At 62.2% G+C, this 26,717-nt stretch carries 27 protein-coding genes; 13 read left to right on the forward strand and 14 right to left on the reverse strand.

Annotated elements, in window-relative coordinates:
* Window positions 1-19 precede the first annotated feature (19 nt).
* From ACODSV_RS00060 to ACODSV_RS00085, 6 genes are read right to left on the reverse strand one after another with little or no spacing between them, the layout of a single operon-like run.
* On the reverse strand, window positions 20-952 hold the full coding sequence (locus ACODSV_RS00060) for a phosphatidate cytidylyltransferase (protein ID WP_024078218.1): 933 nt from the start codon (window positions 950-952) through the stop codon (window positions 20-22).
* 1 nt (window position 953) lies between these two features.
* Window positions 954-1,574, reverse strand: coding sequence for a lysophospholipid acyltransferase family protein (locus tag ACODSV_RS00065; protein ID WP_024078217.1), 621 nt, complete (start codon window positions 1,572-1,574; stop codon window positions 954-956).
* A gap of 9 nt (window positions 1,575-1,583) precedes the next feature.
* Window positions 1,584-2,027 carry a hypothetical protein gene (locus tag ACODSV_RS00070; protein WP_024078216.1) on the reverse strand — a complete coding sequence of 148 codons (444 nt, stop codon included), beginning with the start codon at window positions 2,025-2,027 and terminating at the stop codon, window positions 1,584-1,586.
* Complete coding sequence (locus ACODSV_RS00075; protein ID WP_150054193.1) at window positions 2,017-3,312, reverse strand: phosphatase PAP2/dual specificity phosphatase family protein; 1,296 nt, start codon at window positions 3,310-3,312, stop codon at window positions 2,017-2,019. Before ACODSV_RS00075 ends, ACODSV_RS00070 begins: the two co-directional genes overlap by 11 nt.
* Before the next feature lie 2 nt (window positions 3,313-3,314).
* A complete protein-coding gene (locus ACODSV_RS00080) occupies window positions 3,315-5,069 on the reverse strand; it encodes a bifunctional alpha/beta hydrolase/class I SAM-dependent methyltransferase (protein WP_150095214.1) in 1,755 nt (584 codons plus the stop codon).
* Window positions 5,070-5,079: 10 nt separating this feature from the next.
* Window positions 5,080-5,703 (reverse strand): CDP-alcohol phosphatidyltransferase family protein, encoded by a 624-nt coding sequence (locus tag ACODSV_RS00085; protein WP_102623570.1) that lies wholly within the window; start codon window positions 5,701-5,703, stop codon window positions 5,080-5,082.
* Between the two features lie 321 nt (window positions 5,704-6,024).
* Here ACODSV_RS00085 and hflK (ACODSV_RS00090) point away from each other — a divergent pair, with 321 nt between their 5' ends.
* From hflK (ACODSV_RS00090) to cfaB, 8 genes are all read left to right on the forward strand, one after another.
* The gene (gene hflK / locus ACODSV_RS00090; RefSeq protein WP_150054191.1) at window positions 6,025-7,950 is read left to right on the forward strand and encodes a protease modulator HflK; all 1,926 of its coding nucleotides are present in this window, start codon (window positions 6,025-6,027) and stop codon (window positions 7,948-7,950) included.
* Window positions 7,951-7,959: 9 nt separating this feature from the next.
* The gene (hflC, locus tag ACODSV_RS00095; protein WP_162163627.1) at window positions 7,960-8,949 is read left to right on the forward strand and encodes a protease modulator HflC; all 990 of its coding nucleotides are present in this window, start codon (window positions 7,960-7,962) and stop codon (window positions 8,947-8,949) included.
* On the forward strand, window positions 8,946-9,980 hold the full coding sequence (hflK, locus tag ACODSV_RS00100) for a protease modulator HflK (RefSeq protein WP_150054190.1): 1,035 nt from the start codon (window positions 8,946-8,948) through the stop codon (window positions 9,978-9,980). The genes hflC and hflK (ACODSV_RS00100) overlap by 4 nt, the downstream gene beginning before the upstream one ends.
* A complete protein-coding gene (locus ACODSV_RS00105) occupies window positions 9,977-11,863 on the forward strand; it encodes a cation-translocating P-type ATPase (RefSeq protein WP_024078209.1) in 1,887 nt (628 codons plus the stop codon). The genes hflK (ACODSV_RS00100) and ACODSV_RS00105 overlap by 4 nt, the downstream gene beginning before the upstream one ends.
* A 117-nt stretch (window positions 11,864-11,980) precedes the next feature.
* Window positions 11,981-12,232 (forward strand): BufA2 family periplasmic bufferin-type metallophore, encoded by a 252-nt coding sequence (gene bufA2, locus ACODSV_RS00110; protein ID WP_024078208.1) that lies wholly within the window; start codon window positions 11,981-11,983, stop codon window positions 12,230-12,232.
* 65 nt (window positions 12,233-12,297) lie between these two features.
* A complete protein-coding gene (gene bufB / locus ACODSV_RS00115; protein ID WP_150054189.1) occupies window positions 12,298-13,143 on the forward strand; it encodes an MNIO family bufferin maturase in 846 nt (281 codons plus the stop codon).
* Window positions 13,134-13,922 (forward strand): HvfC/BufC N-terminal domain-containing protein, encoded by a 789-nt coding sequence (locus tag ACODSV_RS00120; protein WP_150054188.1) that lies wholly within the window; start codon window positions 13,134-13,136, stop codon window positions 13,920-13,922. The genes bufB and ACODSV_RS00120 overlap by 10 nt, the downstream gene beginning before the upstream one ends.
* An 87-nt stretch (window positions 13,923-14,009) precedes the next feature.
* A complete protein-coding gene (gene cfaB, locus ACODSV_RS00125) occupies window positions 14,010-15,194 on the forward strand; it encodes a C17 cyclopropane fatty acid synthase CfaB (protein WP_024078205.1) in 1,185 nt (394 codons plus the stop codon).
* A 78-nt stretch (window positions 15,195-15,272) separates the two neighbouring features.
* On the opposite strand, the gene cls is transcribed toward cfaB, so the two are convergent.
* Entirely contained in the window at window positions 15,273-16,712 is a 1,440-nt protein-coding gene (cls, locus tag ACODSV_RS00130) for a cardiolipin synthase (protein ID WP_024078204.1), read from the reverse strand.
* A 130-nt stretch (window positions 16,713-16,842) separates the two neighbouring features.
* Here cls and ACODSV_RS00135 point away from each other — a divergent pair, with 130 nt between their 5' ends.
* Entirely contained in the window at window positions 16,843-17,364 is a 522-nt protein-coding gene (locus tag ACODSV_RS00135; RefSeq protein ID WP_024078203.1) for a DUF3617 domain-containing protein, read from the forward strand.
* Here ACODSV_RS00135 and ACODSV_RS00140 read toward each other — a convergent pair.
* The 6 genes from ACODSV_RS00140 to folE2 are packed head-to-tail and all read right to left on the reverse strand — an operon-like array spanning window position 17,361 to window position 22,570.
* The gene (locus ACODSV_RS00140) at window positions 17,361-18,698 is read right to left on the reverse strand and encodes a dihydroorotase (protein WP_150054443.1); all 1,338 of its coding nucleotides are present in this window, start codon (window positions 18,696-18,698) and stop codon (window positions 17,361-17,363) included. The two genes, ACODSV_RS00135 and ACODSV_RS00140, sit on opposite strands and share 4 nt — an antisense overlap.
* A gap of 3 nt (window positions 18,699-18,701) precedes the next feature.
* The gene (locus ACODSV_RS00145) at window positions 18,702-19,262 is read right to left on the reverse strand and encodes a gamma carbonic anhydrase family protein (RefSeq protein ID WP_150054442.1); all 561 of its coding nucleotides are present in this window, start codon (window positions 19,260-19,262) and stop codon (window positions 18,702-18,704) included.
* A complete protein-coding gene (locus ACODSV_RS00150; protein WP_102623576.1) occupies window positions 19,259-20,137 on the reverse strand; it encodes a metal ABC transporter substrate-binding protein in 879 nt (292 codons plus the stop codon). Before ACODSV_RS00150 ends, ACODSV_RS00145 begins: the two co-directional genes overlap by 4 nt.
* 11 nt (window positions 20,138-20,148) lie before the next feature.
* Window positions 20,149-21,015 (reverse strand): metal ABC transporter permease, encoded by an 867-nt coding sequence (locus ACODSV_RS00155; RefSeq protein ID WP_102623577.1) that lies wholly within the window; start codon window positions 21,013-21,015, stop codon window positions 20,149-20,151.
* Window positions 21,015-21,683, reverse strand: a complete 669-nt coding sequence (locus ACODSV_RS00160; protein ID WP_069077323.1) for a metal ABC transporter ATP-binding protein — start codon at window positions 21,681-21,683, stop codon at window positions 21,015-21,017. The genes ACODSV_RS00155 and ACODSV_RS00160 overlap by 1 nt, the downstream gene beginning before the upstream one ends.
* Complete coding sequence (folE2, locus tag ACODSV_RS00165; RefSeq protein WP_024078197.1) at window positions 21,680-22,570, reverse strand: GTP cyclohydrolase FolE2; 891 nt, start codon at window positions 22,568-22,570, stop codon at window positions 21,680-21,682. Before folE2 ends, ACODSV_RS00160 begins: the two co-directional genes overlap by 4 nt.
* A gap of 128 nt (window positions 22,571-22,698) precedes the next feature.
* Between folE2 and ACODSV_RS00170 the strand changes: the two genes are divergently transcribed.
* Entirely contained in the window at window positions 22,699-23,910 is a 1,212-nt protein-coding gene (locus ACODSV_RS00170) for an N-acetylmuramoyl-L-alanine amidase (RefSeq protein ID WP_024078196.1), read from the forward strand.
* On the opposite strand, the gene ACODSV_RS00175 is transcribed toward ACODSV_RS00170, so the two are convergent.
* Entirely contained in the window at window positions 23,907-24,275 is a 369-nt protein-coding gene (locus tag ACODSV_RS00175; RefSeq protein ID WP_150054441.1) for a glutamine synthetase, read from the reverse strand. The two genes, ACODSV_RS00170 and ACODSV_RS00175, sit on opposite strands and share 4 nt — an antisense overlap.
* Before the next feature lie 125 nt (window positions 24,276-24,400).
* Between ACODSV_RS00175 and dksA the strand changes: the two genes are divergently transcribed.
* Genes dksA through ACODSV_RS00190 form a run of 3 tightly spaced genes read left to right on the forward strand, consistent with a single transcriptional unit; the run spans window position 24,401 to window position 26,685 of the window.
* Window positions 24,401-24,805, forward strand: a complete 405-nt coding sequence (dksA, locus tag ACODSV_RS00180) for an RNA polymerase-binding protein DksA (RefSeq protein WP_024078194.1) — start codon at window positions 24,401-24,403, stop codon at window positions 24,803-24,805.
* 27 nt (window positions 24,806-24,832) lie between these two features.
* Complete coding sequence (zigA, locus tag ACODSV_RS00185) at window positions 24,833-26,041, forward strand: zinc metallochaperone GTPase ZigA (protein WP_150054440.1); 1,209 nt, start codon at window positions 24,833-24,835, stop codon at window positions 26,039-26,041.
* Entirely contained in the window at window positions 26,041-26,685 is a 645-nt protein-coding gene (locus ACODSV_RS00190; protein ID WP_150054439.1) for a DUF1826 domain-containing protein, read from the forward strand. Before zigA ends, ACODSV_RS00190 begins: the two co-directional genes overlap by 1 nt.
* Window positions 26,686-26,717 lie beyond the last annotated feature (32 nt).

The following is a 26,717-nucleotide window of genomic DNA, read 5'->3' on the forward strand; positions in this document are numbered from 1 at the left end:
GGCTTGAGAGGGGTGTGTGTCAGGTCCACCAGTAGCGTACGAGGTGAAAGAAGATGGGGGCGGCGAAACACACCGAATCCAGCCGATCCAGCATGCCGCCGTGCCCTTCGATCATATGGCCCCAGTCCTTGACCCCGCGGTCGCGCTTGATTGCCGACATGACGATGCCGCCGGCGAAGCCGAGCAGGTTGATCAGCAGGGCGATCAAAAACGACTGCCATGGGTTGAACGGCGTGGTCCACCACAGTGCCGCGCCGATCAGCGAGGACAGCAAGATCCCGCCGACAAAGCCTTCCACGGTTTTCGACGGTGACAGGTTGGGCGCTATCTTGTGTTTGCCGAACAGCTTCCCGCACACGTACTGCAGCACGTCCGACAGTTGCACCACGATCACCAGGTACGCGATCAGCAGCAGGTTACGGCCCTCGTAGCCGGGGATATCTAGGGTCAGCAGGGCGGGCACGAAGGACACGCAGAACACCGCGATCATCAGGCCCCATTGCACCTTCGACGCGCGTTCCAGGAAGTGCGTGCTGTCGCCGCCGAGGGAGGCGAGGATCGGCAGCAGCAGGAACACGTATACCGGGATGAAAATGGAGAACAGGCCGTACCAGTCGGCATAGATCAGCAGGTATTGCAGCGGCAGGGCCAGGTAGAACGCGGCCACCAGGGCCGGGTAGTCGCTGCGCCGGGTGGGGGTGAGGGTCAGGAATTCGCGCAGTGCATAGAACGACACCGCGTAGAACAGCAGGATCACCGCGCCGGTACCCAGCCAGAAAGCAATGCCGATCACAACCACCATCACCCACCAAGCGTTGATGCGCGCGTTGAGGTTGTCGATCACCGCATTCGGCGCGCCACGGCTGCGCAGCTTGAGGATCAGGCCGATCAGCGAGGCGAGTACCAGGATCGCGCCGATCCCGCCGAACAACATCAGGGTTTGGCTAGCCATGTCAGGAGTGCTCCGGGGCGAGGGCGAGCAGGGCGTCGCGGGTACGGGCCAGGAACAGCGCCTTGTCTTCGCCTTCCTCCAGTTGCAGCGGTGCACCGAAGCTGGTGGTGCATAGCAGCGGCAGTGGCAGCACACGACCCTTGGGCATGACCCGGTTGAGGTTGGCGATCCACACCGGGATCAACTCAGCCTGTGGGTAACTTTTTGCCAGGTGGTACAAGCCGCTTTTGAACGGCAGCAGGCCGTCTTCCAGGTTGCGCGTGCCTTCGGGAAAGATGATCAGCGAGTCCCCGCCTTCCAGCGCGGTGAGCATGGGTTGCAAGGGGTTATCCACAGGGTCCTTGCGTTCGCGGTCGATCAACACGCCGTTGAATACGCGGTTGATGATGTAGCGGCGCAGTGCGCTTTTGTTCCAGTAGTCGCTGCCGGCCACTGGGCGCGTGAATTTGCGCAGGTTCTGCGGCAACGACGCCCACAGCAACACGAAATCGCCGTGGCTGCTGTGGTTGGCGAAGTAGATGCGTTGCACCGGCACCGGTGCGCAGCCCAGCCACAGGCTACGAGCCCCGGTGACGGTGCGGGCCATCGAGGTAATCAGCGTGGCAACCACGGGTTCGAACATGGGGATTCCTTATCCTGCGAAAGGTAGCCAAGGGCTGGCGAGGATCACGGCCAGGGTCAGCAGCACTTGCGCGCCGAGCAGCCAGGCTTGTTTGCGCAACAGTTTGAGAGCACCACGACGGCGTTCGGTCCAGGGTCGACCGGCGCGTTTGGGCGATTGCAGGCCGAGGGTTTGCAACGCCTGGTCGAGGTCCGGGGTGCGCTCGGTGTCGCGGGCCAGCAGGGCGAACAGGTCGGCGTCGAAGGCTACCCGCAGCGACCAGTACTTTTGCAGCAGGCCGAGGATAATCATCCACAGGCTGAGCAACAGGCAGATGGACGAAATGCTGGCGAGCAGCAGTTGCGCCAGGCCGAACAATACCCCCAGTAATGTCAGGCCTGTGGATAACTGATCCAGCGAACGGCCGCGGCGCAGCAGGCTGGCGACGACCTGGAGTTCCATATCAGCGGGCATGGAGCAGACCCTCCAACGCTTCACGGTGAGCAGGATGCAGGACCACTTGGTCCCGCGCTGTACGAATAATAGCCAGTGCTTCATCCACCGTGGCGGCGCGCCCGCTGTGCAGCAGCCAGGCGGCCATGGCGGTGGCGCTGCGCGAGTAACCGAGGGCGCAACACACCAGCAGCGGGCCGCTGGAGCGCAGGCGTTCGATGGCGTGTGCCGCTTGCAGGCATTCGGCGGCGGTTGGGGCGATCAAGTCCAGCACCGGAACGCATTGATAAGCCCCCTGTGGATTAATCGGCAGTTCGGCACACAGATCGACGATTGCCTTGAATGAAGCCTGCTCGTTCGTGGCAGGAATCCTTCCAAGCCAAATGTTATCCACAATCTGGTCGGGCTGTGGATGCTGACGTGTCCACAGGCGTGAATTGATCCACGCGGCCGCCAGGTAGGGCGCATACAACCAGCGAGCCGCCGGGGTGAGACGACCATCGGCACGCTTCTGAAAGCCCGCCGCGCCGAGCACACAGTAATTGGCGTTGACCAGGGCCAGGGACATCGCCGGCCACAGCAGCCATAGCCACCACCCGCGCAGTACCCAGGCGAGGATCACCAGCGTCAGGGCGCCCAGGCCATAGCGCAGACCCAACCGCCAGCGCTTCGGGTCGCGGCTAAGCCGCGCATTCAGCAACGGGCTGGGATGTTCCAGCGGCCACAGCCACACACACAGCCAGCCGGCGAGGGCGCCTGTGGGTAAGTCAATAAAGTGGTGTTGATAAGTGGTCAGCACCGAAATACCGATCAACCCGAACCAAGCATGCACCACCCAGCGCCACACGCCCTGGGCATGGCGCTGGTACATGATCCACAGGATTACCAGCAGCGCGATATGCAGCGAGGGGGCCTGGTTGAACGGTTTGTCGAAACCCGCCAGCACGGCAAACAGCCAGCCGAACACGCCGTCCAGTTCCGGCCGCTCGAAGGTGAAGCGCAGTGGCCAGATCAAGAAGCAGCTCACGGCGATGACCTGGGCACTGAGCAGGCGCAGCGCATGTTGCTTCAGTTCATGGCGGGTACTGGGCAGCAGCAGTGAGAAACCGTAGAGCAGGTCGATGGACCAGTAGGGCACGATGGTCCATGCCCAGAATGGCATATGGGTTTCCCAGCCGAACACCAGCGTGCCGACGTCGCTGCGCTGGCTGGTGACCCAGGTGGCGAAACCATAGGTGCTGAAAAACAGCGGCGCCAAGAGCAGCAGCCACAGGACGGCTGGCTTTAACAGGCCGGGTTCGCGCATGTTCAGATCTTCTGTGCCAGGGACACGGTAAAGATGCCCCACTCATCTACACGCTGGGTGATTTTGCGGAAACCGGCGGCCTCCACCAGTTGGTCCATTTCCGCCTGGCTGCGGCGACGCATCACCCAGGCCTGGCCTTGGCGATGGCTGGTCAGTGCGCGGGCAATCAACTCCAACTGCGGGTGCCATGGCTGGCCGGTGTAGACCAGGTAGCCGCCGGGTTCCACCGCGTCAGCCAGGCCGGCCAGCGAACCGCCGACCATGGCGTTATCGGCGAACAATTCATACAGCCCGGAGACCACGGCCAGCGTCGGCTTGGGCGCCAGCGCGGCCAGGTCGGCGCGGTCGAACGCATCGCCTTTGACGAACTGCGCAATCTCCCCCAGGCCTTTCTCACGAATCAACGCGCCACCGTCGCGCACGTTGATGTCGCTGTAGTCGCGCAGCAGGATCGATTCCGGCAGCGGCGACACGCCTTGCAACGCTTCAAGGATGTAGCGGCCGTGGCCGGCGGCGATGTCGACAATGCGTACTTCACGCTGTTCATCCCGCAGCTTGGCCATGGCCAGGCGCAGCAGTTCTTCGACGTTCAGCTTGCGCTGGCGAATACCGCGCCAGCCGATGGAGTTGAGGTAATTGGTGTCGATCATCCGACCCAGCGCGCCTTTGCCGGTGGGCGTGTTGCGGTACACGTAGTCCAGGGTGCTGCCGGAGTCGAACCCGGTGTCGAAGCCCAGCTTTACGCCATCCGACAGGTTCTTGCCCAGGCCCATGCTGGCGCGGGTCATGCGCCAGTACAGGTCGCGCAGGGAGTTGCGCGGCAGTGGCGCGGCGAGGGCTTCGGACTCGGCGCAGGTGGCGCCCAGCTTGTCGGCGTCCAGCAGAGAAGCGCGGTCCAGCGGCTGGGTGAAGTTTTGCAGGATAAAGCGCCTGGCGCTGCTTACGGCCACGGCACGGTTACGTTCGCCGAGGGTGTCGTGGAAAAAGCCGGGGAGGATATGCAGCTCTTTTTTCAGGCTACCCAGGCGATCGAAAAACTGCTGCTGGGGTTTGCGGTGCACCACGAAGTCGGAGCCGGAGATCAGCAACTGGGTGGGGACCTGGATCGCCTGGGCATCGGCTACAACCCGGTCGGCGGCTTCGTACAGGCCCAGCAGCACATTCACCGAAATCGCCTTGGTGATCAGCGGGTCGCTGTCGTAGGACGCCACGCGCTCCGGATCATGGCTGAGGAACTTGGCCTTGACGTAGCTGTTGACGAAAAAGTTGCCGCGAAACTTGCGCATCAGTGCCAGGCCGGGGCGGGCGAAAGGCACGTACAGCTTGACCTTGAACGCCGGGGAGGCCAGCACCAGGGCACGGATTTTAGGGGCGTAGTCGTGGACCCAGGTGGCGGCGATCACGGCGCCGACGCTTTGGGCGATCACGGCGACATTTTCTTCCTCGATACCGTGGGTGGCGCCGACATGGTCGCAGAAGGTCTGCACGTCGCGGGCGCTGGTGGCGAAGCTGGGGCTGTCGCCGCGTGCGCCAGGCGATTGGCCGTGGCCACGGGCGTCCCAGGCAAAGAAGTCGAACTGCGGCAGGTTCAGTTCATCGACCAGGTGGGCGATGCGCCCCGAATGCTCGTGACCGCGATGGAACAGCAGGATCGCCTTGCGTGGCTCGCCGTCCGCGGGGGCGGTGGCCGGCCAGTGCCGGTAGAAAAGCTCGACGCCATCATGGGTAGCGAAGGTGTGTTCTTGCTGTTCGCGCATCGCAAAATCCTTATGCAGAAGGGGAGATGGAGTGTTCTTCTTTGAGACCCTGGCGCACCCGGTTGACCAAGGTGTAGGCGAGCAGGGCGGCGACCAGCCACATCACCGCATCGACCCAACCGGCGCCAAGCCAGCCCAGCGCCACACCCATGGCCAGTACGCCAAGGACGAACGCCCGATCACTCTTGCCCATTGGCCCGTCGTAACGCCGTGATGCGCCAATCATCGGTCCCAGCACACCCGCGTATTCGCTGAACACCGCAAGCAAGGTCACCAGCAGTACGGGCACCAGGCTGACGCCGGGGATCAGCGCAAAGGGCAGGATCAGCGCGCTGTCGGCGATCACGTCGCACAGTTCATTGAGGTAGGCACCCAGGCGCGACTGTTGGCCGAATTCCCGCGCGAGCATGCCGTCGATGGCGTTGAGGGCCATGCGCAGGATCATCCACAGCGGGATCAGTGCAAACAGCCAGAGGTGCTGGGCGAAGCCGGCGATCAGCAGGCCGACCAGCAGGGAAACGACGCCGGCCAGTACGGTGATCTGGTTGGCGGTGGTGCCGTTGTCGTAGAGGCGCTGCACGAGGGGGCGCAGCAGGTTTTGAAAACGCGGTTTGAGCTGATAGATCGAAATCATGGGAGGTGACGCTTCCTTGTCCGTGAGCCCGCGAAAAACTGGTTTGGAGTGTGCCGATTATTCGTGGCCTGTACCAGTGATGGCTTGTGTTTATGGGGGGTTAGTCACGATCTGGAAAGCACGGAAGAGCAAATGTGGGAGGGGGGCTTGCCCCGATAGCGGTCTGTCAGTTGATGCCGGTGTTGGCTGATCCATTGCCATCGGGGGCAAGCCCCTCCAACAGGGGATCTGTGGGCGGCTTGAAAACGGGTGTTTATCGAACAAAAATTTCACTATCCGTGTTATATCGTAACGAATTGTGTATGAGCGGGCGTTGAGTGGATGCAACTGGATCTAGAAGCTGAAGGCGCCTCGGTAGAAGGCCTGCCGCGTTTTCAGCAAGGGCTGTTCCATGCCCGTCGATTGAGACAAGCCGGTATCGGCCTGACCCTGCTGGCTATCAGTGGCTGGGTATTGGCGCTGTTTGTCGCGCTGTTTGCGCCGCTGTCGATCTGGCCGGTGGTGTTGATCAACTGCGCGTCGGCCCTGCTGGTGCTGGTGGCCGGCTTGCAGTCGGCATGGTGGGTGGCCGATTGGCGCGCTCAGGCGCTGGAAGGGACCAGCGTCGAGCTGATCGAGCCACCTGTTGAGCCCGCCGCCTGGCACCGCGACCTGATCAATCGATTCGGCAGCGGGCTGCTTGCCCAGATCGGCGCACCCGTGTTGTGGCTCGTCGGTTGGTCGCTGCTGGCGCTGGTCAGCGTCCTCGAGTTCTGGAACCTGGCCTTGCCTGCGGCGGCGGTTAGTCAGTCTGCCAGCATCGGCGCGGCGCTGGCGTTGGCATTGGCCTTCGGCTTGCTGGTGTTCGAGCGCCGCCTGGCTCAGGAAACCGCTGCGCAGTGGCCGGAAGCCGCGCAGTTGGTGCAGCTCAGTCGAGTCGCGATCATCTGCCTGGTGGTCAGTGCGATTTGCCTGTTGTTCGCGGGTGCCGAAGCGGTCTGGCCATTGCGCCTGGCCACGCTGATCGGGCTGTTGCCGGCGCTGGTGGCGCTGGAGTTTCTGTTACGCGGCGTACTCTCGTTGTTCAGCCCACGGCAGCCGCGCCTGGAACCGCGCCTGATGGCGCAGAGCTTTATCGCCGGGTTGCTGCGCTGGCCGCCACAACCCTTGCAGGCGCTGCAGCACGAATTGCACAACCGCTTCGGCATCGACTTGCGCCAGATCTGGGCGTTTACCTACATGCGCCGGGCGTTCCTGCCGGTATTGCTGGTGGTGTTGGCCGTAGGCTGGGCACTGACCGGCGTACACGAAGTGCCCCTGCAAGGCCGTGGGATTTATGAGCGCTTCGGCAAACCCGTGGAGGTCTTCGGCCCTGGCCTGCATGCCGGCTTGCCCTGGCCGCTGGGCCGCGTGTTGAGTGTGGAGAACGGTGTGGTGCATGAGCTGGCGACCAGCGTCAGCGAGGCTGCCATGCCGGAGCTTGCCGCCGCCGAAGGCCCTGCGCCGTTGATTGCCAACCGCTTGTGGGACGCCAGCCATGTCAATGACAAATCCCAGGTGATCGCCAGCAGCAGTGGCGACAAGCAGAGCTTCCAGATCGTCAATATGGACGTGCGCTTCGTCTACCGTATCGGCCTGACCGACCAGGCCGCGCTGGCCGCCACCTATAACAGCGCCGATGTGCCGACCCTGATCCGCAGCACTGCCAGCCGCATCCTCGTGCATGACTTCGCTTCACGCACCCTCGATGAATTGCTTGGCGAACAACGCACCCGCTTGGCCGACGAGATCGGCCACGCCGTACAAGCCGACCTGCAAACGCTCGACAGCGGGGTGGAAATCTTGGCGACCGTGGTGGAGGCGATCCACCCGCCGGCCGGTGCCGCCAATGCTTACCACGGCGTGCAAGCGGCACAGATCGGCGCCCAGGCCCTGATTTCCCGTGAGCGCGGCGCTGCCAGTGAGCAAACCAACCAGGCGTTGTTGCAAGCCAGCACCGCCCGCGACCAGGCATTGGCCATCGCCCGTGAAGTGAGTGCCGGCGCACAGGCGGCAGACCTGCGTTTTAGCGCCGAACAGAAGGCCTACGCCACGGCCGGCCGGGCCTTTGTGTTGGAACAGTACCTTGGCCAACTCAGCCAGGGCCTGGCCCACGCCAAACTGCTGATTCTGGATCATCGCCTGGGCGCCAACAGTGCGCCGACGATCGATCTGCGTTCTTTTACCTTGCCGGCCGATCCCTCGGTACCGCGTAAAGCCGTTCAATAAGGAGTCTGTCTGTTGAGCGCTCATTCTCACGATCATGGTCACCACCACGGCCACCATCATCACCATCATGGTGATGAACAACCCGCCGGCCCATTCCCTTGGCGCCGCATGGCCTGGGCCGTATTGCTGGTGCTGTTTGCGGTCGCTGCCGCCAGCCTGGTGCAGGTGCGGTCGGGCGAGGCCACGGTGATTACCCGTTTCGGCAACCCATCGAGAGTGCTGCTGGAGCCGGGCCTGGGCTGGCGCTGGCCGGCACCGTTCGAAGCGGCGATCCCGGTTGACCTGCGCTTGCGCACCACTTCCAGCGGTTTGCAGGACGTGGGCACCCGCGATGGCCTGCGCATTATCGTGCAGGCCTATGTGGCATGGCAGGTACAAGGCGATGCCGACAATGTGCAGCGCTTTATGCGTGCAGTGCAGAACCAACCGGATGAAGCGGCGCGGCAGATTCGCACCTTTGTCGGTTCGGCACTGGAAACCACGGCGGCCAGCTTCGACCTGTCCAGCCTGATCAATACGGATGCCAGCCAGGTGCGCATCGCCGAATTCGAGGCGCAGTTGCGCCAGCAGATCGATCAACAATTGCTGACCACCTATGGCGTACGCGTGGCGCAGGTGGGTATTGAGCGGCTGACCTTGCCGTCGGTGACCCTCACTGCCACCGTCGACCGCATGCGCGCCGAGCGTGAAACCATCGCCACTGAACGCACCGCCGTGGGCAAGCGTGAAGCGGCGCAGATTCGCTCCGCTGCCGAGCGCGATGCGCGGATCGTGCAGGCTGACGCCACGGTAAAAGCCGCCGATATCGAAGCCCAATCGCGGGTCGAAGCCGCGCAGATTTATGGTCGTGCCTACGCCGGCAACCCGCAGCTGTATAACTTGCTGCGCTCCCTGGATACCTTGGGCACCGTGGTCACCCCGGGTACCAAGATCATCCTGCGCACTGACGCCGCGCCATTTCGCGTCTTGGTGGACGGGCCGAAGGACGTTCAACCATGACTGAGCGTGACAGCCCGGACAGCCCCTGGATCCAGGCCGGCCGCCTGACGTTCCTGGCGCTGTACGCGGTGACTGTGTTGGCGGCGCTGGCCTGGGCATTTTCCAATGTGCGCCAGATCGACCCCCAGAACCGCGCCGTAGTCTTGCACTTCGGCGCACTGGATCGAATCCAGAACGCGGGGCTATTGCTGGCGTGGCCGCAACCCTTCGAGCACGTGGTGCTGTTGCCGGCGGCAGACCGTGTGATCGAACGCCGCGTCGAGAACCTGCTGCGCTCCGATGCGGCGGTACAGGCCGACCGCGTGGCCAGTTTCGCCACGCCGTTGAGCGATGCGCTGGCCGGCTCCGGCTACCTGCTGACCGGCGATGCCGGCGTGGTGCAGCTGGATGTGCGGGTGTTCTATAAGGTCACCGAACCCTACGCGTTTGTGTTGCAGGGCGAGCATGTACTGCCGGCCCTGGATCGCCTGGTGACCCGCAGCGCCGTGGCACTGACCGCCGCCCGTGACCTCGACACGATCCTGGTGGCGCGCCCCGAACTGATCGGTACCGACAACGGCGCCGCCGAGCGCCGTGAACGGCTGCGTGGGGACCTGGTGCAGGGCATCAATAAACGCTTGGCCGAGTTGACCGCCAGCGGCCTGGGCCTGGGTATCGAAGTGACCCGTGTCGATGTGCAATCGAGCCTGCCGAGCCCGGCGGTGAATGCGTTCAATGCGGTACTCACTGCCAGCCAGCAGGCTGACAAAGCGGTGGCCAATGCGCGTACCGACGCGGAAAAGCTCACCCAAACCGCCAACCAGCAAGCCGACCGCATGGTGCAAGTCGCCCATGCCCAGGCCAGTGAGCGCCTGGCCAATGCCCAGGCGCAAACCGCCACTGTCGCAAGCCTGGCCCAGGTCAAAGACCCCGGCCTGCTGCTGCGACTGTACCGCGAGCGCTTGCCGAAGATCCTCGGCCAGGCCGGCTCAGTGACCACGGTCGATCCCAAAGACGACTCCCGCTTGATCATCCAGGGAGCCGACCAATGAGCGCACCTATGCTGACTTCCGCCGAGCAGCGCAGCGCCGCCCGGCAATTGACCCTGGCCATGCTCGCCTTGGGTTTGCTGGTACTGGGCCTGGTGTGGCGCTGGCTGGCGCCGGACCAGCAGGGGGTGAGCCAGTTGTTGTTGGGTGTCGCTTCGCTGCTGGTGGCCGTGCCGGTGATGCGTTCGGCCTGGTACAGCCTGCGGTTTCCCAGCCTGCATGGCATCACCGACCAACTGATCGCCCTGGCCATGCTCGGCGCCTGGGCGACGGGCGATCTGCTGACCGCCGCGCTGCTGCCGATCATCATGATCTTTGGCCATGTGCTGGAAGAGCGCAGTGTGATCGGCTCCCAGGAAGCGATCCATGCCTTGGGCAAGCTGACCCGCAGCCATGCGCGCCGGGTGCAGGCTGACGGGAGCATCATTGAAGTGGACAACGGCACGCTGAACACCGGCGATATTGTCGAAGTGCGTGCGGGTGACCGGGTGCCGGCGGATGGGGTGGTGTTATCTGGCCAGGCGAGCCTGGACACGGCGCCGATCACCGGTGAGTCGGTGCCGCTGGAGGCCAGTGTCGGCATGCAGGTGTTTGGTGGGGCGATCAACCTCGACGGCTTGCTGCGCCTGCAAGTGACCCGCACCGGTAATGAATCGACCCTGGGCAAGGTCATCGCCCTGATGCAGAACGCCGAGCGTTCCAAGCCACCGATCACGCGGCTGCTGGAGCGCTATGCCGGCAGCTATATGGTGTTGGTGCTGTTGCTGGCGGCGGTCACCTGGTTTGTCACCAACGACGCCCAGGCGATGCTCGCGGTGCTGGTGGCGGCATGCCCGTGTGCGCTGGTGCTGTCGGCACCGGCCACGGCAATTGCCGGGATTGCCGTGGCGGCACGGCATGGGATTCTGATTCGCAGTTCAGCGTTCCTGGAAGAGTTGGCGGACCTGACTTCGTTGGTGGTCGACAAGACCGGCACCCTGACCTTTGGCACCCTGCGCTTGCAGTCGATCGAAACCAGCGTGCCGGACCGCCAGGGGTTGCTGAACCTTGCCGCCAGCCTCGGCTCGGCCAGCAGTCACCCGGTCAGTCGGGCGTTGGCGGGGTTGGCGACCCAGGCGCAATTGTTGGTGCTGACTGATATCCGCGAACGCCAGGGCCTGGGCGTCGTGGCACAGACCGAGCAGGGTGAAGCCGCGTTGGGGCGCCCGGAGTTGTTCGAACAATTGGGTATTGTCACCACGACCGTGCCGAACCACGACGGCCCGATTGCCGGGCTGGCGCTGAACGGGCGATTCCTCGCCTGGTTGCTGCTGGCTGATAGCGTCAAGCCGGAAGCCCGCCAGGCCCTGCAAGAGCTGCGGGAGCTGGGCCTGGGCCGGCAATTGCTGCTCACCGGCGACCGCCAGAGCGTGGCCGACAGCCTGGCCCTGGACGTCGGCATCAGTGATGTCGAAGCCCAGGCATTGCCGGAAGACAAGCTCAATCGCGTGTTGGGGGAGATCAGCAGCGGCTTCCGGCCGATGGTGGTGGGTGATGGGATCAACGACTCCCTGGCACTCAAGGCCGGCGTGGTCGGCGTCGCCATGGGCGCGGGTGGGGCGGATATTGCACTCGCGTCGGCGGATGTGGTGTTGATCGGCAGCGACCTGCGCCGGTTGGGCACCTGTGTGCGCTTGAGTCGCCAGTGCCGCAAGACATTGCAGGTCAATGTGATCATCGGGCTGGGTTGGACGTTGGCCATCGTGGTGTTTGCCGCATTCGGTTGGCTGGGGGCCGCGGGGGCAATGATTGCGGCGGTTCTGCACAACCTCAGCACCTTGCTGGTGCTGGGTAACGCCGGGCGTTTGCTGCGTTTCCAGGAGCCGCTGTTGAAGCTCGACGAATAATTCCGAGGAATTTTTGCAGGCGGCTGTAACGCCGATAGGGGGCCTCACTCTAGTGGTGTGTCGAGACTGAGCAATCCGTTCAGACCGACTCCACTACTGATTGATGAGGACTACACAATGAACATCAAACAAGCCGTTTCCGGTGCTGCCCTGGCGATCGCTGCCGCTTCCATGTTTGCCGGTGTCGCCACTCAGGCGCAGGCCGCAGACGCGGCGGTTCATTGCTACGGCGTGACTTCCTGCAAAGGCATGAACGACTGCAAGACCGCTGAAAACGCCTGCAAAGGCCAGGCGGTGTGCAAGGGCCACGGCTTCAAGGCCATGACCAAGGCTGAGTGCGACAAGGCTGGTGGCAAGGTCGGCGAGTAAGCGCAAGCCGAGTGCACCCGCAGCGGGTATTCCGACCGCTGCGGACACCTTTCCAGGAGTCCATGATGGCCAGCTCTTTCCCCTCCCTGGGTTACGGCCTGGGTTTACGCAACGAATACTATGAACAGATCCTTGAGCAATCCCCTGCGGTGGATTGGTTCGAAGTGATCTCCGAGAATTATCTGGTGCAGGGCGGCAAAGCCTTGTACTACCTGGACGCAATCGCCGAGCGCTACCCCCTGGTGATGCACGGCGTGTCCCTGTCCATCGGTGGCCCCCATGCCCTCGATACCGATTACCTCCAGCACATCAAGCAGCTCGCCGAGCGTATCCAGCCAGCGTGGATTTCCGACCATCTGTGCTGGAGCCGCGGCAACGCGCATCAGCTGCATGACCTGCTGCCGCTGCCTTACACCGAAGAAAGCCTTTACTACGTCGCCAACCGTATCCGCCAGGTGCAAGACGTGTTGCAGCGCCCGTTGGTGCTGGAGAATGTCTCCAGCTATGTGCGTTCCAAGCTGGATGAATTCACCGAGTGGGAATTCCTCAACGCCCTGTCCCATCTGTCGGGCTGCCAGCTTTTGCTGGACGTCAACAATGTGTATGTCAGCGCCCGTAACCACGGTTTCGACGCCTGGACCTTCATTCTCAGCCTGCCGCCCGAGAGCATTCGGCAGTTGCATCTGGCCGGGCATAGGGACTACGGCGACTATGTGGTCGATACCCATGACCAGCCGGTGTGCGATCCGGTATGGGCGCTGTATCAACGGACGCTGGAGCACCTGGGGCCGGTCTCGACACTGTTGGAGCGTGACGATCATTTCCCGCCCTTCGAAGAGCTGCTGACCGAGTTGAGCAAGGCCCGCGAACTGGGCGCCACCGCGTTGGCCAGGAGGTCGCGATGCGCCTGATCGATTGGCAGATGGCCTTCGAACAGCACCTGTTATCGGACACCTCGACTGCCGACAGCGGCTTTGCCGCGACCTTGCTCGGCGGGCCCACTTTGGATGTGGACACCGGCCTGGCGATTTACCACAACGCCTATCTGGAACGGTTGCGGGATGTCATGCGGCATGACTTCGGCGCCATCTGGTATTGGTTGGGGGATGATGAGTTTGCGCGGCTGGCCGAAGCCTATGTACGTCGTTATCCCTCGGCTCATTACAGCCTGCGCTGGCTGGGTGAGCGGTTTCCCGCGTTTATCCTTGAGCACCTGGTGGCTGCACAAAGTGCGCCGCTGGCTGAGCTGGCGCGCCTGGAGTGGGCGTTTACCCTGGCCTTCGATGCGCCGCTGGGGCAGCCGTTGACCCTGGACGCCATGGCGTCGTTGCCGCCTGACGAGTGGCCTGGGCTTAAGGTTCAGTTGGCGCCGACCGTGCAACAACTGCTCTGTCGCTTCAACACGGTGGCGATCTGGCGTGCGAGCAAGGATCAATCGGAATTCCCCGGCAGCCAGGCGCTGGAGCCGGCGCAAATCTGCCTGGTATGGCGTCATCGGCAAATCTGCCATTACCGCAGCATGGACTCGGCGCAAATCTGTGCGTTGGCCGGAATGGTGACCACCGGTTGGAGTTTTTCAGAACTGTGTGCGCAGTTGCTAGTCACTTATGGAGAGGGCGCACCACTGCAAGCGGTCACGTGGCTGAAACAGTGGGTCCAGGACGGTTTGCTCGAGCGCCGAGCCCCATAGAAGGCTGCTATTAAATCGATAGCCTCCTACTTTGTCTTCGGATGGTCTACCCTCATTCCAGACGTCTGAAACAAGGGGGGACTACTCATGCTCGCGCAACTTCCACCGGCCTTACAGAATCTTCAGCTACCGCTGCGTCTTCGACTCTGGGATGGCCATGAATTCAACTTGGGCCCTGAGCCCAGTGTGACCATCGTGGTGAAGGACCCCACGGTTGTGTCCAAGCTTAGCCATCCAACGCTCGACTCACTGGGCGAGGCCTTCGTCGAGGGCAAATTGGAGCTGGAAGGCTCCATCACCGAAGTGATCCGGGTTTGTGACGAATTGAGTCACGCCTTGGTCGATGACGACGCAGGGAATCGTCCGGTGCGCTCGATCCACGACAAGGCCACTGACGCAGCGGCGATTTCCTACCATTACGACCTGTCCAACGAGTTCTACCAGCTTTGGTTGGACCAGGACATGGCCTATTCTTGCGCATATTTCGAAACCGGCAGCGAATCCATCGACCAGGCCCAACAAGACAAATTTCGCCATCTGTGCCGCAAGCTGCGGTTGCAGCCGGGGGACTATCTGCTCGACGTCGGCTGTGGTTGGGGCGGGCTGGCGCGTTATGCGGCGCGGGAGTTCGGGGCCAAGGTGTTTGGTATCACCCTGAGCAAGGCCCAACTGGCCTTGGCTAAAGAGCGGGTAAAAGCCGAGGGCCTGGAAGGTCAGGTCGACCTGCAGTTGCTCGACTACCGTGACCTGCCCCAGGACGGCCGTTTCGACAAAGTGGTCAGCGTGGGCATGTTCGAGCACGTCGGCCACGCCAACCTGGCGCAATACTGCAAGACCCTGTTTGGCGCGGTGCGTGAAGGCGGCCTGGTGATGAACCACGGCATTACCGCCAAACATACCGATGGTCGTCCCGTAGGCCGTGGCGCCGGGGATTTTATCGAGCGCTACGTATTTCCCAACGGCGAACTGCCGCACCTGGCGATGATGACCGCAGAGATCAGCGAAGCCGGTCTGGAAGTGGTTGATGTGGAAAGCCTGCGCCTGCACTACGCCCGCACCCTGGACCATTGGAGCGAACGCCTGGAGGATAACCTGGAAGCGGCGGCGAAGATGGTGCCGGAGCAAGCGTTGCGTATTTGGCGGTTGTACCTGGCGGGGTGCGCGTATGCGTTTGCACGGGGCTGGATCAACTTGCACCAGATCCTGGCGGTGAAACCTCACGCGGATGGCAGCCATGAACTGCCGTGGACGCGGGAAGATATCTACCGCTGATCACGATGACGAAAGCACTAAAGAACTAAAGGTGGGAGGGGCGGTGCCCCTCCCACCTTTTTTCTACTGCGTTGGCTGTTAGAGAATCGGTGAGATCAAGCGCGCGATCCGCATGCCCAGGTGTTGCAGGCGGCGGGTTTCGCGGCTTTCCTCTTGGCTGACTTCATGCGCCAGGGCAAAGTCGTCCAGCAACATGTGCTCCACTTCCTTGGCGAAGGCTTCGTCGACGGTCAGTAACATCACTTCGAAATTCAGCCGGAAGGAACGGTTGTCCATATTCGCACTGCCGATGGCGCTGATTTCGCTGTCCACCAACACCACCTTCTGATGCAGAAAACCTGGCGTATAGCGGAATACCCGCACCCCGGCGCGTACGGCTTCGATGGCGTAGAGGCTGGACGCGGCATACACGATTCGGTGGTCGGGCCTGGATGGCAGCAGCAGGCGTACGTCCACCCCGCGCAGGACCGCCAGGCGCAGGGCGGCAAACACCGCTTCGTCGGGAATGAAATACGGGCTGGTGATCCACACACGCTCGGTCGCCGCGTGGATGGCCTCGACAAAAAACAGCGAGCAGGTTTCATACGGGTCTGCCGGGCCGCTGGCGAGCAATTGGCAGAGCACACCGTCGTCGGGGTAGGTGTCCGGCAGGATCAACGGCGGCAGTTCTCGTGCGGCCCAGAACCAGTCTTCAGCGAACGACTCCTGCAGGCAGGCCACCACCGGGCCGGTGACTTGCACATGGGTATCGCGCCACGGAGCCAGCGGCGGTTTTTTGCCCAGGTATTCGTCACCGACGTTGTGCCCACCAACAAAGCCGGTGATGCCATCCACCACTACGATCTTGCGGTGGTTGCGGAAGTTGACCTGGAAGCGATTGAGCCAGCCGCTACGGGTGGCGAACGCCTTGACCTGCACCCCGGCGTCGCGTAGCGATTGCACGTAGCGATGGGGCAGGGCATGGCTGCCGATTCGGTCATAGAGCACGTAGATGCCTACGCCTTGCGCGACCTTTTCCTTCAATAAGGCGTGCAGTTGGCGGCCGAGTTCATCGTCATGAATGATGAAGAACTGAAACAGCACGGCAGTATTGGCGTTGCGAATGGCGTCGAAGATCGCACTGAAGGTGGCGTCGCCATTAATCAGCAAACGCACTTCATTGTTTGCCAGGCATGGCATGCGCCCCAGCTTGGGCATGGCGCGCAGGGAGGCGTAGGCGCTGGAGTTGCGCGCGGCCAAGGCTTCCTCGACCCACGGGCGCCAGTTCAGTTCGGTGATAGCAGTGTGCATTTCCTGGTTGGCCTGGCGCCGCGCCTGGATGTAGGCGTCGAAGGTGCTGCGGCCGAAAATCAGGTAGGGGATCAGGGTCAGGTAGGGCATGAACATCAGCGACAAGGCCCAGGCGATCGAGCCTTGGGCGGTCCTGACGGTCAGCACCGCATGGATCGCGGCGAGGGTCCCGAGAAAGTGCAGCGTGGCGATGAAGTAGGCGAGCAGGTGCGGGCCAAAAAAATCCATGGACGACATGACTCCAGACAATCCAATGCGTAACAGACCATGTTCGGCCACGAATGTCGCTATTTTATTTGTCGTGCAACACTGGCACGTTTACGGCGTCTAACGCCAACAATTGCCCAGGAGTTACCCGATGAATGCTCGTCTGCTTGGTTTGGCCATGGTTGTTGGTTTGTCGTTGCCGGTGGCAGCGCAGGCGCAGATGCTGGCGCCGGGCTTGTGGGAATTGACCACCAGCAATATGAAAGTCGATAACCAGGACCTGCCGGACCTGTCGCTGATACTGGGTCAGCTCAAGCAACAGATGACCCCCGAACAGCGCGCCATGTTGGAAAAGCAGGGCGTCACCATGGCCGGCAAAGGCGTGCAGGTGTGCCTCACGCCCGCCCAGGTTGCCTCTGACACGATCCCCCTGACCGACCCGCAATCGGGCTGCAAACAGGAAGTCACCGACAAGACCGGTAACCAGTGGAAATTCCGTTTCAGTTGCCCCAAAGCCCAGGGCACGGGGGTTGCCACCTTCCAGAGCCAGAAGGAATTCACCACCACCGTCAACGGCACCTTCAATGCCACTGGCATTCAACAGAAGGGTAGCCTGGACAGCCATGCCCAGTGGCTGGGCAGCAATTGCGGTACGGTCAAGCCTCGCGCTTAACGCAGGAACTGCAACGGTAAACCCTGGCAACTGTCGACCACCTTGCCGTTGTGCCAGGCCAGGTGGCCGGAGACCAGCGTGGTGCTGACGCTGTGGCGGAAGCTGCGCTCGGCGAAGGGTGTCCAGCCGCAGCGAGCCAGGATCGGCTGGCTGCTGACGGGCTTGCCCGCCGGCTCTGGTTTGATCAGCACCAGGTCGGCCCAATAGCCTTCGCGTAGATAACCCCGATCCGGGATGGCGAACAGGTCGGCGACCCGATGGCTGGTCTTCGCCACCAGGGTGGTCAAGGGCAGCAGCCCGTCGGCCACCAACTCCAGCAGCGCCGGCAACGCATGTTGCACCAGCGGCAAGCCCGATGGCGCTTCACAATACCCCAGCTGTTTTTGCGCCCAGGTATGCGGCGCATGGTCAGTGCCAATCACATCCAGACGATGACTGAGCAAGGCTTGGCGCAGGGCGTCGCGGTCGGCGTGGGTCTTGATCGCCGGGTTGCATTTGATCTGATGGCCCAGGCGGTGATAGTCGCGGTCGTCGAACAGCAGGTGGTGCACGCAGACTTCAGCGGTAATACGTTTTTGCGCCAGGGGTTTGTCCTCGAACAAGGCCAATTCGCGTGCGCTGGTCAGGTGCAGCACATGCAGGCGTGTGCCGTGGTGCCTGGCCAACTCCACGGCCAAAGAGGAGGAGCGATAACAGGCCTCGGCGTCCCGGATCAGCGAGTGGGCGACGGCGGGGATCTTGTCCCCGAAACGCTCGCGCAGGCGCCGCTCGTTGGCCAGGATGCTCGGCGTGTGTTCGCAGTGGGCCAGCAGGATGGTCGGCACTTCTGCAAACAGCCGCTCCAGAATCCGGGGGTCGTCTACCAACATATTGCCGGTGGAGGCCCCCATGAACACTTTGACCCCAGCCACTTCGCGGGGATCGAGCGCGGCGACGATGTCGAGATTGTCGTTGCTGACGCCAAAGTGAAAACCGTAGTTGGCGACTGAATGCAGGCCGGCGCGGCGCTTTTTTTCGGCCAGGGCTTGCAGGGTCAGCGTGGCCGGCTGGGTGTTGGGCATGTCCATGAAACTGGTGATGCCACCGGCTACAGCCGCCCGGGATTCGCTGTAGAGACTGCCTTTGTCGGGTGCGCCAGGGTCGCGAAAGTGCACCTGGTCATCGATCATCCCTGGCAGCAGCCATTGGCCCTCTGCGTCGATCGCCAGGGGCGCATTACAGTCCTCGATACTGCTGGCGATTTTCTCGATGCGGCCGTTGGCGACCAGTACATCAGCGTCAAATACCTGGCCTTCGTTGACCAGGCGGGCGTTACGGATCAGCAGGCGGCTCATGGTTCAGAACTCGTTTTGCAGGGCTTTGTAACCGCGGACCAAGTCGACGTTGGTGCGTGCCACGTCTTCGGAAAACTCCGAGGCGCTGACACTGACCGGCGGGAACTGCGAAAGGTCAGTGTTCGGCCCGATGCGGGTAGTGGAGGGCACGTAGAACGCGGTGGGCAAGTCGCGGCCGTCGACCACCGAGTTATGACGCACCACGCAGCCGTCGCCGACGGTGCAGTTGAACAGCACGCTGTTGAAGCCGATGAAGACACGGTCGCCGACGCTGCAGGGGCCATGGACGATGGAGCGGTGGGCGATGGAGGTGAACTCGCCGACGGTCACCGCCGCGCCCGATTTGGAGTGGATCACCACGCCGTCCTGGATATTGGAGTTGGCGCCGATGGTGATAGGGTCCATGGCGCCGCTGGCGTTGACTTCATCGGCGCGGATTACGGCGTAGGGGCCGACGAAGACGTTCTCGCCAATGATGACCTTGCCGCAGATGATCGCCGTCTTGTCGACGTAGGCCGATTCGGCGATCACCGGCAGATCACCGGAAGGGTTCTTGCGAATCATGGCTTACCCAACGCGGCGCATAAGGTATTGAGGTTGTATTCGAACAGCCCGGTAAAGGTGCTGGCCGGGCCTTCTGCTGCAAGAGCGTCGGAGTAAAGCGTGCCGCCGATCTGCGCGCCGCTTTCGTCGGCGATCTGCTTGAGCAGGCGTGAGTCCTTGATGTTTTCCATGAACACGGCTTTGACCTTGTCTTTACGGATCTGGGTGATCAGCGCAGCGACTTCGGCGGCCGAAGGCTCACGTTCGGTGGACAGGCCCTGAGGCGCCAGGAACTGGATGCCATAGGCCTGGCCCAGGTAGCCGAAGGCGTCATGAGAGGTCACGATGCGACGGTTGCCCGGTGGCAGTGCGCCGAATTTGGTCTTGGCTTCGGCGAGCAGGCGGTAGATTTCTTTCAGGTAGGCTTGGCTGTTGTGCAGGTAGTCGGCCTTGTTGGCCGGGTCAGCGGCCACCAGCGCCTTGGTGATGTTGTTCACGTAGATTTCGGCGTTGGCCAGGTTGTGCCAGGCGTGCGGATCGGGGATGGTTTCGCCGTCCTCCTCCATGGTGTGGGAGATCACACCTTTGCTGGCGGTGACCACTGTGGCCTTGGTTTCGGTGCTGGTGACCAGGCGGTCCAGCCAGGGTTCAAAACCGAGGCCGTTCTTGATGATCAGCCTGGCCTTGAGCAACGCCTTGGCGTCGTCCGGGGTGGGCTCGTAGGTATGGGCGTCCGCGTCGGGGCCGACCATATTGCTGATCTGGATGTGATCACCACCAATCTGGTGGGTGATGTCATCGAGGATACTGAAGCTGGTAACCACTTGGAGTTTGTCGGCGGCCTGGGCCGTCGATAACGACAGGACGAGACTGAACAGCACGAGTAAAGCGCGCATCGGGAGACACCTCATTGGGATGACAGCAAGGGGGGGCGGCGCAGCAAGCCGTGCACCGGACCGAAGACCACGGACAGCAGGTACCCGCCGCCAGCCACCAGCACAATCGCCGGGCCGCTGGGCAGTGAGTAGTAGAACGACAGCAACAAACCCAGCCATACCGACAGGCATCCCAGCACCGCCGATATCGCGATCAACACCGGCAGGCGCCGGCTCCAGAACCGTGACGCGATGGCCGGTAACATCATCAAGCCCACTACCATCAACGCGCCGATGGCCTGGAAACCGATGACCAGGTTCAACACCACCAGGGTCAGGAACAAACCGTGGGCCAGCGGGCCCAGGCGGCTGACGGTTTGCAGGAACAGCGGGTCGAGGGTATCCAGCAGCAGCGGCTTGTAGATCAGCGCCATGGCCACCAGGCTGAACCCGGAGACCCAGAGCATGCCGGTCAGGGTGGCCTCGTCGACGGCCAGCGCTGAGCCGAACAGCAGATGCAGCAGGTCCAGGCGTTTGCCGGCAATGCCCAGGATCAGCACGCCGGCGGCCAGTGAAATGGGGTAGATAGCCGCGAGGCTGGCGTCTTCACGCAGGCCGGTGCGGCGAGTGATCCAGGCTGCCAGCCCGGCCATGCCCAGGCCGGCACCCAGGCCACCGACGGTCAGCGCGGGCAGGCTGAGCCCGGCGAACCAGAAGCCCAGGGCTGCACCGGGCAGGATGCCGTGGGCGACGGCGTCACCAATCAGGCTCATGCGCCGCAGGATCAGGAACACGCCCAGCGGCGCGGTGCTGCAGGCGAGGACCAGGCCTCCGATCAGGGCGCGACGCATGAAGACGAAGTCAGCAAAGGGCATCCACAGATGGGAGGCGAAGTGCATCAGGCCACCTGCATGCGAGGGTGTGGACGGATCAGTTCTTGACTGGGGCCGACGACGCAGCCGGTGCTTTTGATCTGCACCACTTGCTGGGTATGTTCACGCACGGCGGCCAGGTCATGGCACACCACTACCAGCGTGCGACCTTGGGCATGCCAGGCGTGGATATGTTTCCAGCACAAGGCCTGGCCATCTTCATCGAGGGCGGCGTGGGGTTCGTCGAGCAACAGCACCGACGCCTCGGCCAGGCTCATGCGGGCGAGCAGGGCACGTTGCAGTTCGCCGCCAGACAAGGCCATCAACGGGCGATGTTCCAGGCCACTGAGGCACCAATCCTCCAGCACCGCTTGCAGGCGTTGGCTGCGTTGTTGCGGGGTGAGTTGGGTGCCCCAAAAGCCGGCGGCCACCAACTCTTGCAGGCTGATGGGGAACTGGCGGTCGAGGTGCTGCTGCTGGGGCAGGAACGACAGGCCGCCTCGCCGTGGCACATTCACGGTGACTTTGCCCGCCAATGGCTTTTGCAGCCCGGCGATAACCTTCAGCAGGCTGCTTTTGCCGGTGCCGTTGGCGCCGATCACACCGGTGAGGCTGCCTTTTTCCAGGGTGAAATCCACGGCGGGGGTCAGCGGTTGCCCAGGGGCACCCCAGCGTAAAGCGGTACAGGTGATCATGCAGAGGGTCTCGTCCAGCGGCTTTCAGCCACGGCATCGTGCGCGTGCAGGCTTTCGGCGTGGATCACTTTGAGGTGGAAGGCTTTGACGGCATCCGAGCGTTTCAAGGCGAGGTTCAGGCGGCGGGCGGCGTCTTCGCAGAACATCAGGTTCTGCCCATTGGCCAGGGCGAAGGCTTGTTCGTCTGCACGCTTTACGGCGGTTTGCACGGCAGTGCCAAGGGCGGCTTCTGCGTCGTTGATCAACTCGGTCAGCGCCAGATGCTCGCCTTGCAGGTGGACGCGCAGCTGTGCGCTGCTGCGCTGGCTGTGGGGCGTGGCCACAATGCCATTGGCGCTGCCGAGCCAGGTCAGCACGTCTTCATGTCGCAACGGTGTGTTGGCGAAGTCATCGACAAATTGCTGCTGAATCAACTGCCTGGCGAGGGCAGCAGAGCAGGGGCAGGTTGAGGAATAAGTAACGTCAATTTTTAGTTCCACGTGGAACATCTGGTTTTCCAGGTGCGCCTCGATGCTCACCGGGTAGGCCTTCCAGCCGGCCAGTGGGCTGACCAGGGCCGGACGATTCAGGAGCAAATCGGTATGGATACGCAGGTAGGCGTTCTTAGATAAACCTTCATGACTGGCAAGAAAATGCTGCAGTACATTACGCAGAAGTGTCGGCGTCAGGGGCTGTTGGCCGAGCATTTCCAGCGCCAGGTACAGGCGTGACATATGAATGCCACGGGCGGTGCCGTCGTCGAGGCTGACGCCGGCATCGGCTTTGGCCGTCAGACGCTGGCCATCGATCAAGATGGGCAGGGCGATGCCGCACATGCCGACCCAGTCGAGGGGCAAGGCTTGGCGTGATGCTTGCGCGGCGATATCCGGCAGAGTCAGCGCATTCATAAGCAGGTCCATCGTTGGAAATAAAAAGACATGTTATATTATAACTATTGAGTCGACGATGAATTTTCTGCTCCAGCCTTTGTTCAGTCATGTCGAGCAGGGACGCTCCTTTATTTGCGGTATATGTCATGCACAGACGTCAGCTCCTCAACCTGCTCCTGGTCAGCCCGCTGTTCACCTTGCCGTTCGCCGCATCGGCCACGCAGATTCGCAATGCCCGCCTGTGGCGCTCGGACGACAAACTGCGGCTGGTGTTCGACCTGAGCGGCCCGGTGCAGTACAAGACTTTCTCCCTGGCTGCACCCGAACGGGTGATCATCGACCTGAGCGGTGCCGGCCTCAGTGGTGACTTTTCTCAACTGGCCTTGAAAAACAGTGGGATCACCTCGATTCGCTCGGGGCATTTCGGCAAAGGCGATACGCGGATCGTGCTCGACCTGGCTGCGCCGATGCAGCTCAACAGTTTTCTACTACCGCCTCAGGATGGCCAAGGTCATCGCCTGGTACTGGACCTGACCAGCGCCACCCACGCGCCACGCCAGATCGCCGCTGAACCGGCGCCCTTGGTCGCTCCGATCGACAAGGCGCATCCCAAGCGCGACATCATTGTGGTAGTCGACCCGGGCCACGGCGGCAAGGACCCCGGCGCGGTCGGCTCCAAGGGCCAGCGCGAAAAAGACGTGGTGTTGTCGATCGCGCAATTGCTGGCCAAGCGCTTGAAACGCGAGAGGGGCTTTGACGTGAAACTGGTGCGCAACGACGACTTCTTCGTGCCGCTGCGCAAGCGCGTGGAGATTGCCCACAAGTACAACGCCGACATGTTTATCTCGGTACACGCAGATGCGGCACCGCGGATCACCGCCTCGGGGGCGTCGGTGTATGCCTTGTCCGAAGGGGGGGCTACCTCGGCCACTGCGCGGTTCATGGCACAACGGGAAAACGGCGCCGATCTGCTGGGCGCCACCAGTCTGCTGAACCTCAAGGACAAGGACCCGATGCTGGCCGGGGTGATTCTCGATATGTCGATGAACGCCACCATCGCCTCCAGCCTGCAATTGGGCAGCTCGATCCTCGGCAGCCTGGAGGGCATCACCTCGTTGCATCAGAAACGCGTGGAACAGGCCGGGTTTGCGGTGCTCAAGTCACCGGATGTGCCGTCGATCCTGGTGGAAACCGGGTTTATCTCCAATGCGCGGGACAGTGCGCGCCTGGTCACCGCGCGTCATCAACAGGCGGTAGCCGATGGCTTGTTCGAAGGGTTGAAAAAATACTTCCAGAAGAACCCGCCGATGAACAGCTACGTGGCCTGGCTGCAGGAGCAGAAAAACGGCCAGGTCTAACAGCCGGTTATCCGGCTGCAGGTGAACTTGGCGCTGGCGCCACCGGAACTGGAAAACCGGTTGAGGGTGGTCCAGCCCACGCGCCGTGTGTAGCCGACCCACGCTTCACCGTCCGACGCCAACCCGGTAAAGAACGTCAGTTGCCCATAGCGGCTATTGGTCTGGGCCCAATAGCGTTTGCCGATGACTTCGAAACCGCGCAAATACGTGGTACTGCCGGCCGTCGCCACGCTGTAGGCATTGCCTTGCGAGTCCACACACGCCAGCAGGTTGGCGCTGCGCGTGCAGTTGGCCAACAGGCTCGGTACTTGGGCGCAGGCAGATCCTGCTGCTGCCAATAACAGGCCGCACACCAGGTATTTCATAGGGGGTCTCGGGGCAGGAAGATGATCAAGCATTGCGCCCTTCGTCGTGACGAGCAAGGGGGATTGGCTTATTTGTGTTGTTATAATATAACATAAAAGAACAGCCTGACCCGTGAACCGTTCCCATGACCGAACAAGACCTCCTGGCCCAACCGCCCGCCGACTACATGAACGAAGCCCAGCAAGGCTTCTTCCGCACGCTGCTCCTGGCCCAGCGCAACGAGCTGCAAGCTCGAATCGACGCTGAGTTCCTGGTGCTGCGCGAACAGGAACCCAACAGCGACCCTGCCGATGTGGGCAGCGCCGAAGAACAGCGCCAATGGCAACTGCGCCTGCTGGAGCGGGAAAAGAAGCTGTTGGACAAGATCGATGACGCCCTGGAACGGCTGGCCCGCGGCGAATACGGCTGGTGCCGCGAAACGGGCGAACCCATTGGCCTGCAACGCCTGTTGCTACGCCCCACCGCCACCCTGTGTATCGAAGCCAAAGAACGCGAAGAGCTGCGCGAACGCCATAAACGGGCGATTTGACCGGCCAACCCTGATGAGGACTACCTGATGCCCAATCGTCTCCCAGTTACCGTGTTGTCCGGCTTTCTCGGCGCCGGTAAAAGCACGCTGCTCAACTATGTCCTGCGCAACCGCGACAACCTGCGGGTTGCGGTGATCGTCAACGACATGAGCGAAATCAACATTGATGGCAGCGAGGTTCAGCGCGACGTCACCCTTAATCGTTCCGAAGAAAAACTGGTGGAAATGAGCAACGGCTGCATCTGCTGCACCTTGCGCGAAGACTTGCTGGAAGAAGTCGGAAAACTCGCCAAAGAAGGGCGGTTTGATTACCTGTTGATCGAGTCCACCGGCATCTCCGAACCCTTGCCCGTGGCCGAAACGTTTACCTTCCGTGATGAAAACGAACAAAGCCTGGCCGATATCGCGCGCCTGGACACGATGGTCACCGTGGTTGACGGCATGAACTTCCTGCTCGACTACCAGACCGCCGAAAGCCTCGCTTCTCGTGGCGAAACCCTGGGAGAAGAAGACGAACGCTCCATCACCGACTTGCTGATCGAGCAGATCGAGTTCGCCGACGTCATTTTGATCAGCAAGATCGACCTGATCAGCAGCCACGAACGTGAGGAACTGATGGCCATCCTCGAACGCCTGAATGCCCAGGCGGAAATCATCCCGATGGTCATGGGCGAAGTGCCGCTGAACAAGATCCTCAACACCGGCCGCTTTGACTTTGAACGCGCCGCCCAGGCCCCAGGCTGGTTGCAGGAATTGCGCGGCGAACACGTACCGGAAACCGAAGAATATGGCATCGCATCCACTGTCTATCGCGCCCGCCGACCTTTTCATCCGCAACGCTTCTTCAACTTTATCGATCGCCCGTGGGTGAACGGCAAGTTGCTGCGCTCCAAGGGGTTTTTCTGGCTGGCCAGCAAGCACCAGGACGCTGGCAGTTGGTCACAGGCGGGTGGCCTGATGCGCCATGGCTTTGCTGGACGCTGGTGGCGCTTTGTGCCGAAAAGCCAGTGGCCGCAGGATGAAGAAAGCGTCGCCGCGATCATGGGCAACTGGCAACTGAGCACGGGCGACTGCCGCCAGGAACTGGTGTTTATCGGGCAGAACATCGACTTCGCACAGATGCGTGCCGAGTTGGACGCTTGTTTGCTCACCGACGAAGAAATGGCCCTGGGCGTCGACGCCTGGCGCTTACTGGCCGATCCTTTCGGCCCTTGGTATGAAGAGGCGGCCGCCTGATGCTGGCGCCGGTCATGTCCCTGCGCCCCGTGATTCGCCAGACCCGCGGTGAAACCCCGCTGGCGCTGTCCGATATCCTTGAGGATGGCGTGAACCTGGCGCTGTGGCAGCGCCAATTACCCCTGCATATCGCCGACTTCGGCGCCTTGCTGGTGGCGCTCAATGAGCCGTTGGCTGAATCGCTGGTGATCGAGCTGGACAGCGAAGGCGCCGAGCCAAATCTGCACGGCCTGGCGTCCAGTTGCCGCGATCTTGAGGGTTATGAGGGCTTTATCGCCGATGTGTCGTGGCTGATCAGCGCCTTTGCCTGCCTGCTGGGCGCCAGGCGCATCGGCGTGCGCCTGCGGTTGTTGGACAAGGCCATGTGCCCGCGTTTTCATGTTGATCATGTGCCTGTGCGGCTGATCACCACCTATGCCGGCATCGGCAGCCAGTGGTTGCGCGAGGGGGTGATGGACCGTCGCACGTTGGGCCAGTCGGATGCTGAACCCACTGACCGCATCGAGCAAATCCTCTGCGGTGAGGTGGCTCTACTCAAGGGTACGAAATGGCATGGCAACGAGGGTCATGGCCTGATTCACCGCTCGCCGGCCTTGAAGGCGGATGAGCGACGCTTGATCCTGACGCTGGATTGGCTGGCATAACCGCGTAGGATCAAGCTCTCTACACGGTCAAA

The organism is Pseudomonas sp. FG86 (assembly GCF_057808775.1).

Excerpts from the sequence above, each read along its gene's own strand:
- ACODSV_RS00075 (WP_150054193.1), bottom strand. The coding sequence starts at position 3,312 with ATGCGCGAACCCGGCCTGTTAAAGCCAGCCGTCCTGTGGCTGCTGCTC.
- ACODSV_RS00085 (WP_102623570.1), bottom strand. The coding sequence starts at position 5,703 with ATGATTTCGATCTATCAGCTCAAACCGCGTTTTCAAAACCTGCTGCGC.
- cls (WP_024078204.1), bottom strand. The coding sequence starts at position 16,712 with ATGGATTTTTTTGGCCCGCACCTGCTCGCCTACTTCATCGCCACGCTG.
- ACODSV_RS00105 (WP_024078209.1), top strand. The coding sequence starts at position 9,977 with ATGAGCGCACCTATGCTGACTTCCGCCGAGCAGCGCAGCGCCGCCCGG.
- ACODSV_RS00070 (WP_024078216.1), bottom strand. The coding sequence starts at position 2,027 with ATGCCCGCTGATATGGAACTCCAGGTCGTCGCCAGCCTGCTGCGCCGC.
- ACODSV_RS00140 (WP_150054443.1), bottom strand. The coding sequence starts at position 18,698 with ATGAGCCGCCTGCTGATCCGTAACGCCCGCCTGGTCAACGAAGGCCAG.
- ACODSV_RS00190 (WP_150054439.1), top strand. The coding sequence starts at position 26,041 with ATGCTGGCGCCGGTCATGTCCCTGCGCCCCGTGATTCGCCAGACCCGC.
- ACODSV_RS00065 (WP_024078217.1), bottom strand. The coding sequence starts at position 1,574 with ATGTTCGAACCCGTGGTTGCCACGCTGATTACCTCGATGGCCCGCACC.
- ACODSV_RS00170 (WP_024078196.1), top strand. The coding sequence starts at position 22,699 with ATGCACAGACGTCAGCTCCTCAACCTGCTCCTGGTCAGCCCGCTGTTC.
- hflK (WP_150054191.1), top strand. The coding sequence starts at position 6,025 with ATGCAACTGGATCTAGAAGCTGAAGGCGCCTCGGTAGAAGGCCTGCCG.
- ACODSV_RS00135 (WP_024078203.1), top strand. The coding sequence starts at position 16,843 with ATGAATGCTCGTCTGCTTGGTTTGGCCATGGTTGTTGGTTTGTCGTTG.
- bufA2 (WP_024078208.1), top strand. The coding sequence starts at position 11,981 with ATGAACATCAAACAAGCCGTTTCCGGTGCTGCCCTGGCGATCGCTGCC.
- cfaB (WP_024078205.1), top strand. The coding sequence starts at position 14,010 with ATGCTCGCGCAACTTCCACCGGCCTTACAGAATCTTCAGCTACCGCTG.
- ACODSV_RS00175 (WP_150054441.1), bottom strand. The coding sequence starts at position 24,275 with ATGAAATACCTGGTGTGCGGCCTGTTATTGGCAGCAGCAGGATCTGCC.
- ACODSV_RS00150 (WP_102623576.1), bottom strand. The coding sequence starts at position 20,137 with ATGCGCGCTTTACTCGTGCTGTTCAGTCTCGTCCTGTCGTTATCGACG.
- folE2 (WP_024078197.1), bottom strand. The coding sequence starts at position 22,570 with ATGAATGCGCTGACTCTGCCGGATATCGCCGCGCAAGCATCACGCCAA.
- dksA (WP_024078194.1), top strand. The coding sequence starts at position 24,401 with ATGACCGAACAAGACCTCCTGGCCCAACCGCCCGCCGACTACATGAAC.
- zigA (WP_150054440.1), top strand. The coding sequence starts at position 24,833 with ATGCCCAATCGTCTCCCAGTTACCGTGTTGTCCGGCTTTCTCGGCGCC.
- ACODSV_RS00160 (WP_069077323.1), bottom strand. The coding sequence starts at position 21,683 with ATGATCACCTGTACCGCTTTACGCTGGGGTGCCCCTGGGCAACCGCTG.
- ACODSV_RS00145 (WP_150054442.1), bottom strand. The coding sequence starts at position 19,262 with ATGATTCGCAAGAACCCTTCCGGTGATCTGCCGGTGATCGCCGAATCG.
- ACODSV_RS00080 (WP_150095214.1), bottom strand. The coding sequence starts at position 5,069 with ATGCGCGAACAGCAAGAACACACCTTCGCTACCCATGATGGCGTCGAG.
- bufB (WP_150054189.1), top strand. The coding sequence starts at position 12,298 with ATGGCCAGCTCTTTCCCCTCCCTGGGTTACGGCCTGGGTTTACGCAAC.
- ACODSV_RS00060 (WP_024078218.1), bottom strand. The coding sequence starts at position 952 with ATGGCTAGCCAAACCCTGATGTTGTTCGGCGGGATCGGCGCGATCCTG.
- ACODSV_RS00155 (WP_102623577.1), bottom strand. The coding sequence starts at position 21,015 with ATGCACTTCGCCTCCCATCTGTGGATGCCCTTTGCTGACTTCGTCTTC.
- hflK (WP_150054190.1), top strand. The coding sequence starts at position 8,946 with ATGACTGAGCGTGACAGCCCGGACAGCCCCTGGATCCAGGCCGGCCGC.
- ACODSV_RS00120 (WP_150054188.1), top strand. The coding sequence starts at position 13,134 with ATGCGCCTGATCGATTGGCAGATGGCCTTCGAACAGCACCTGTTATCG.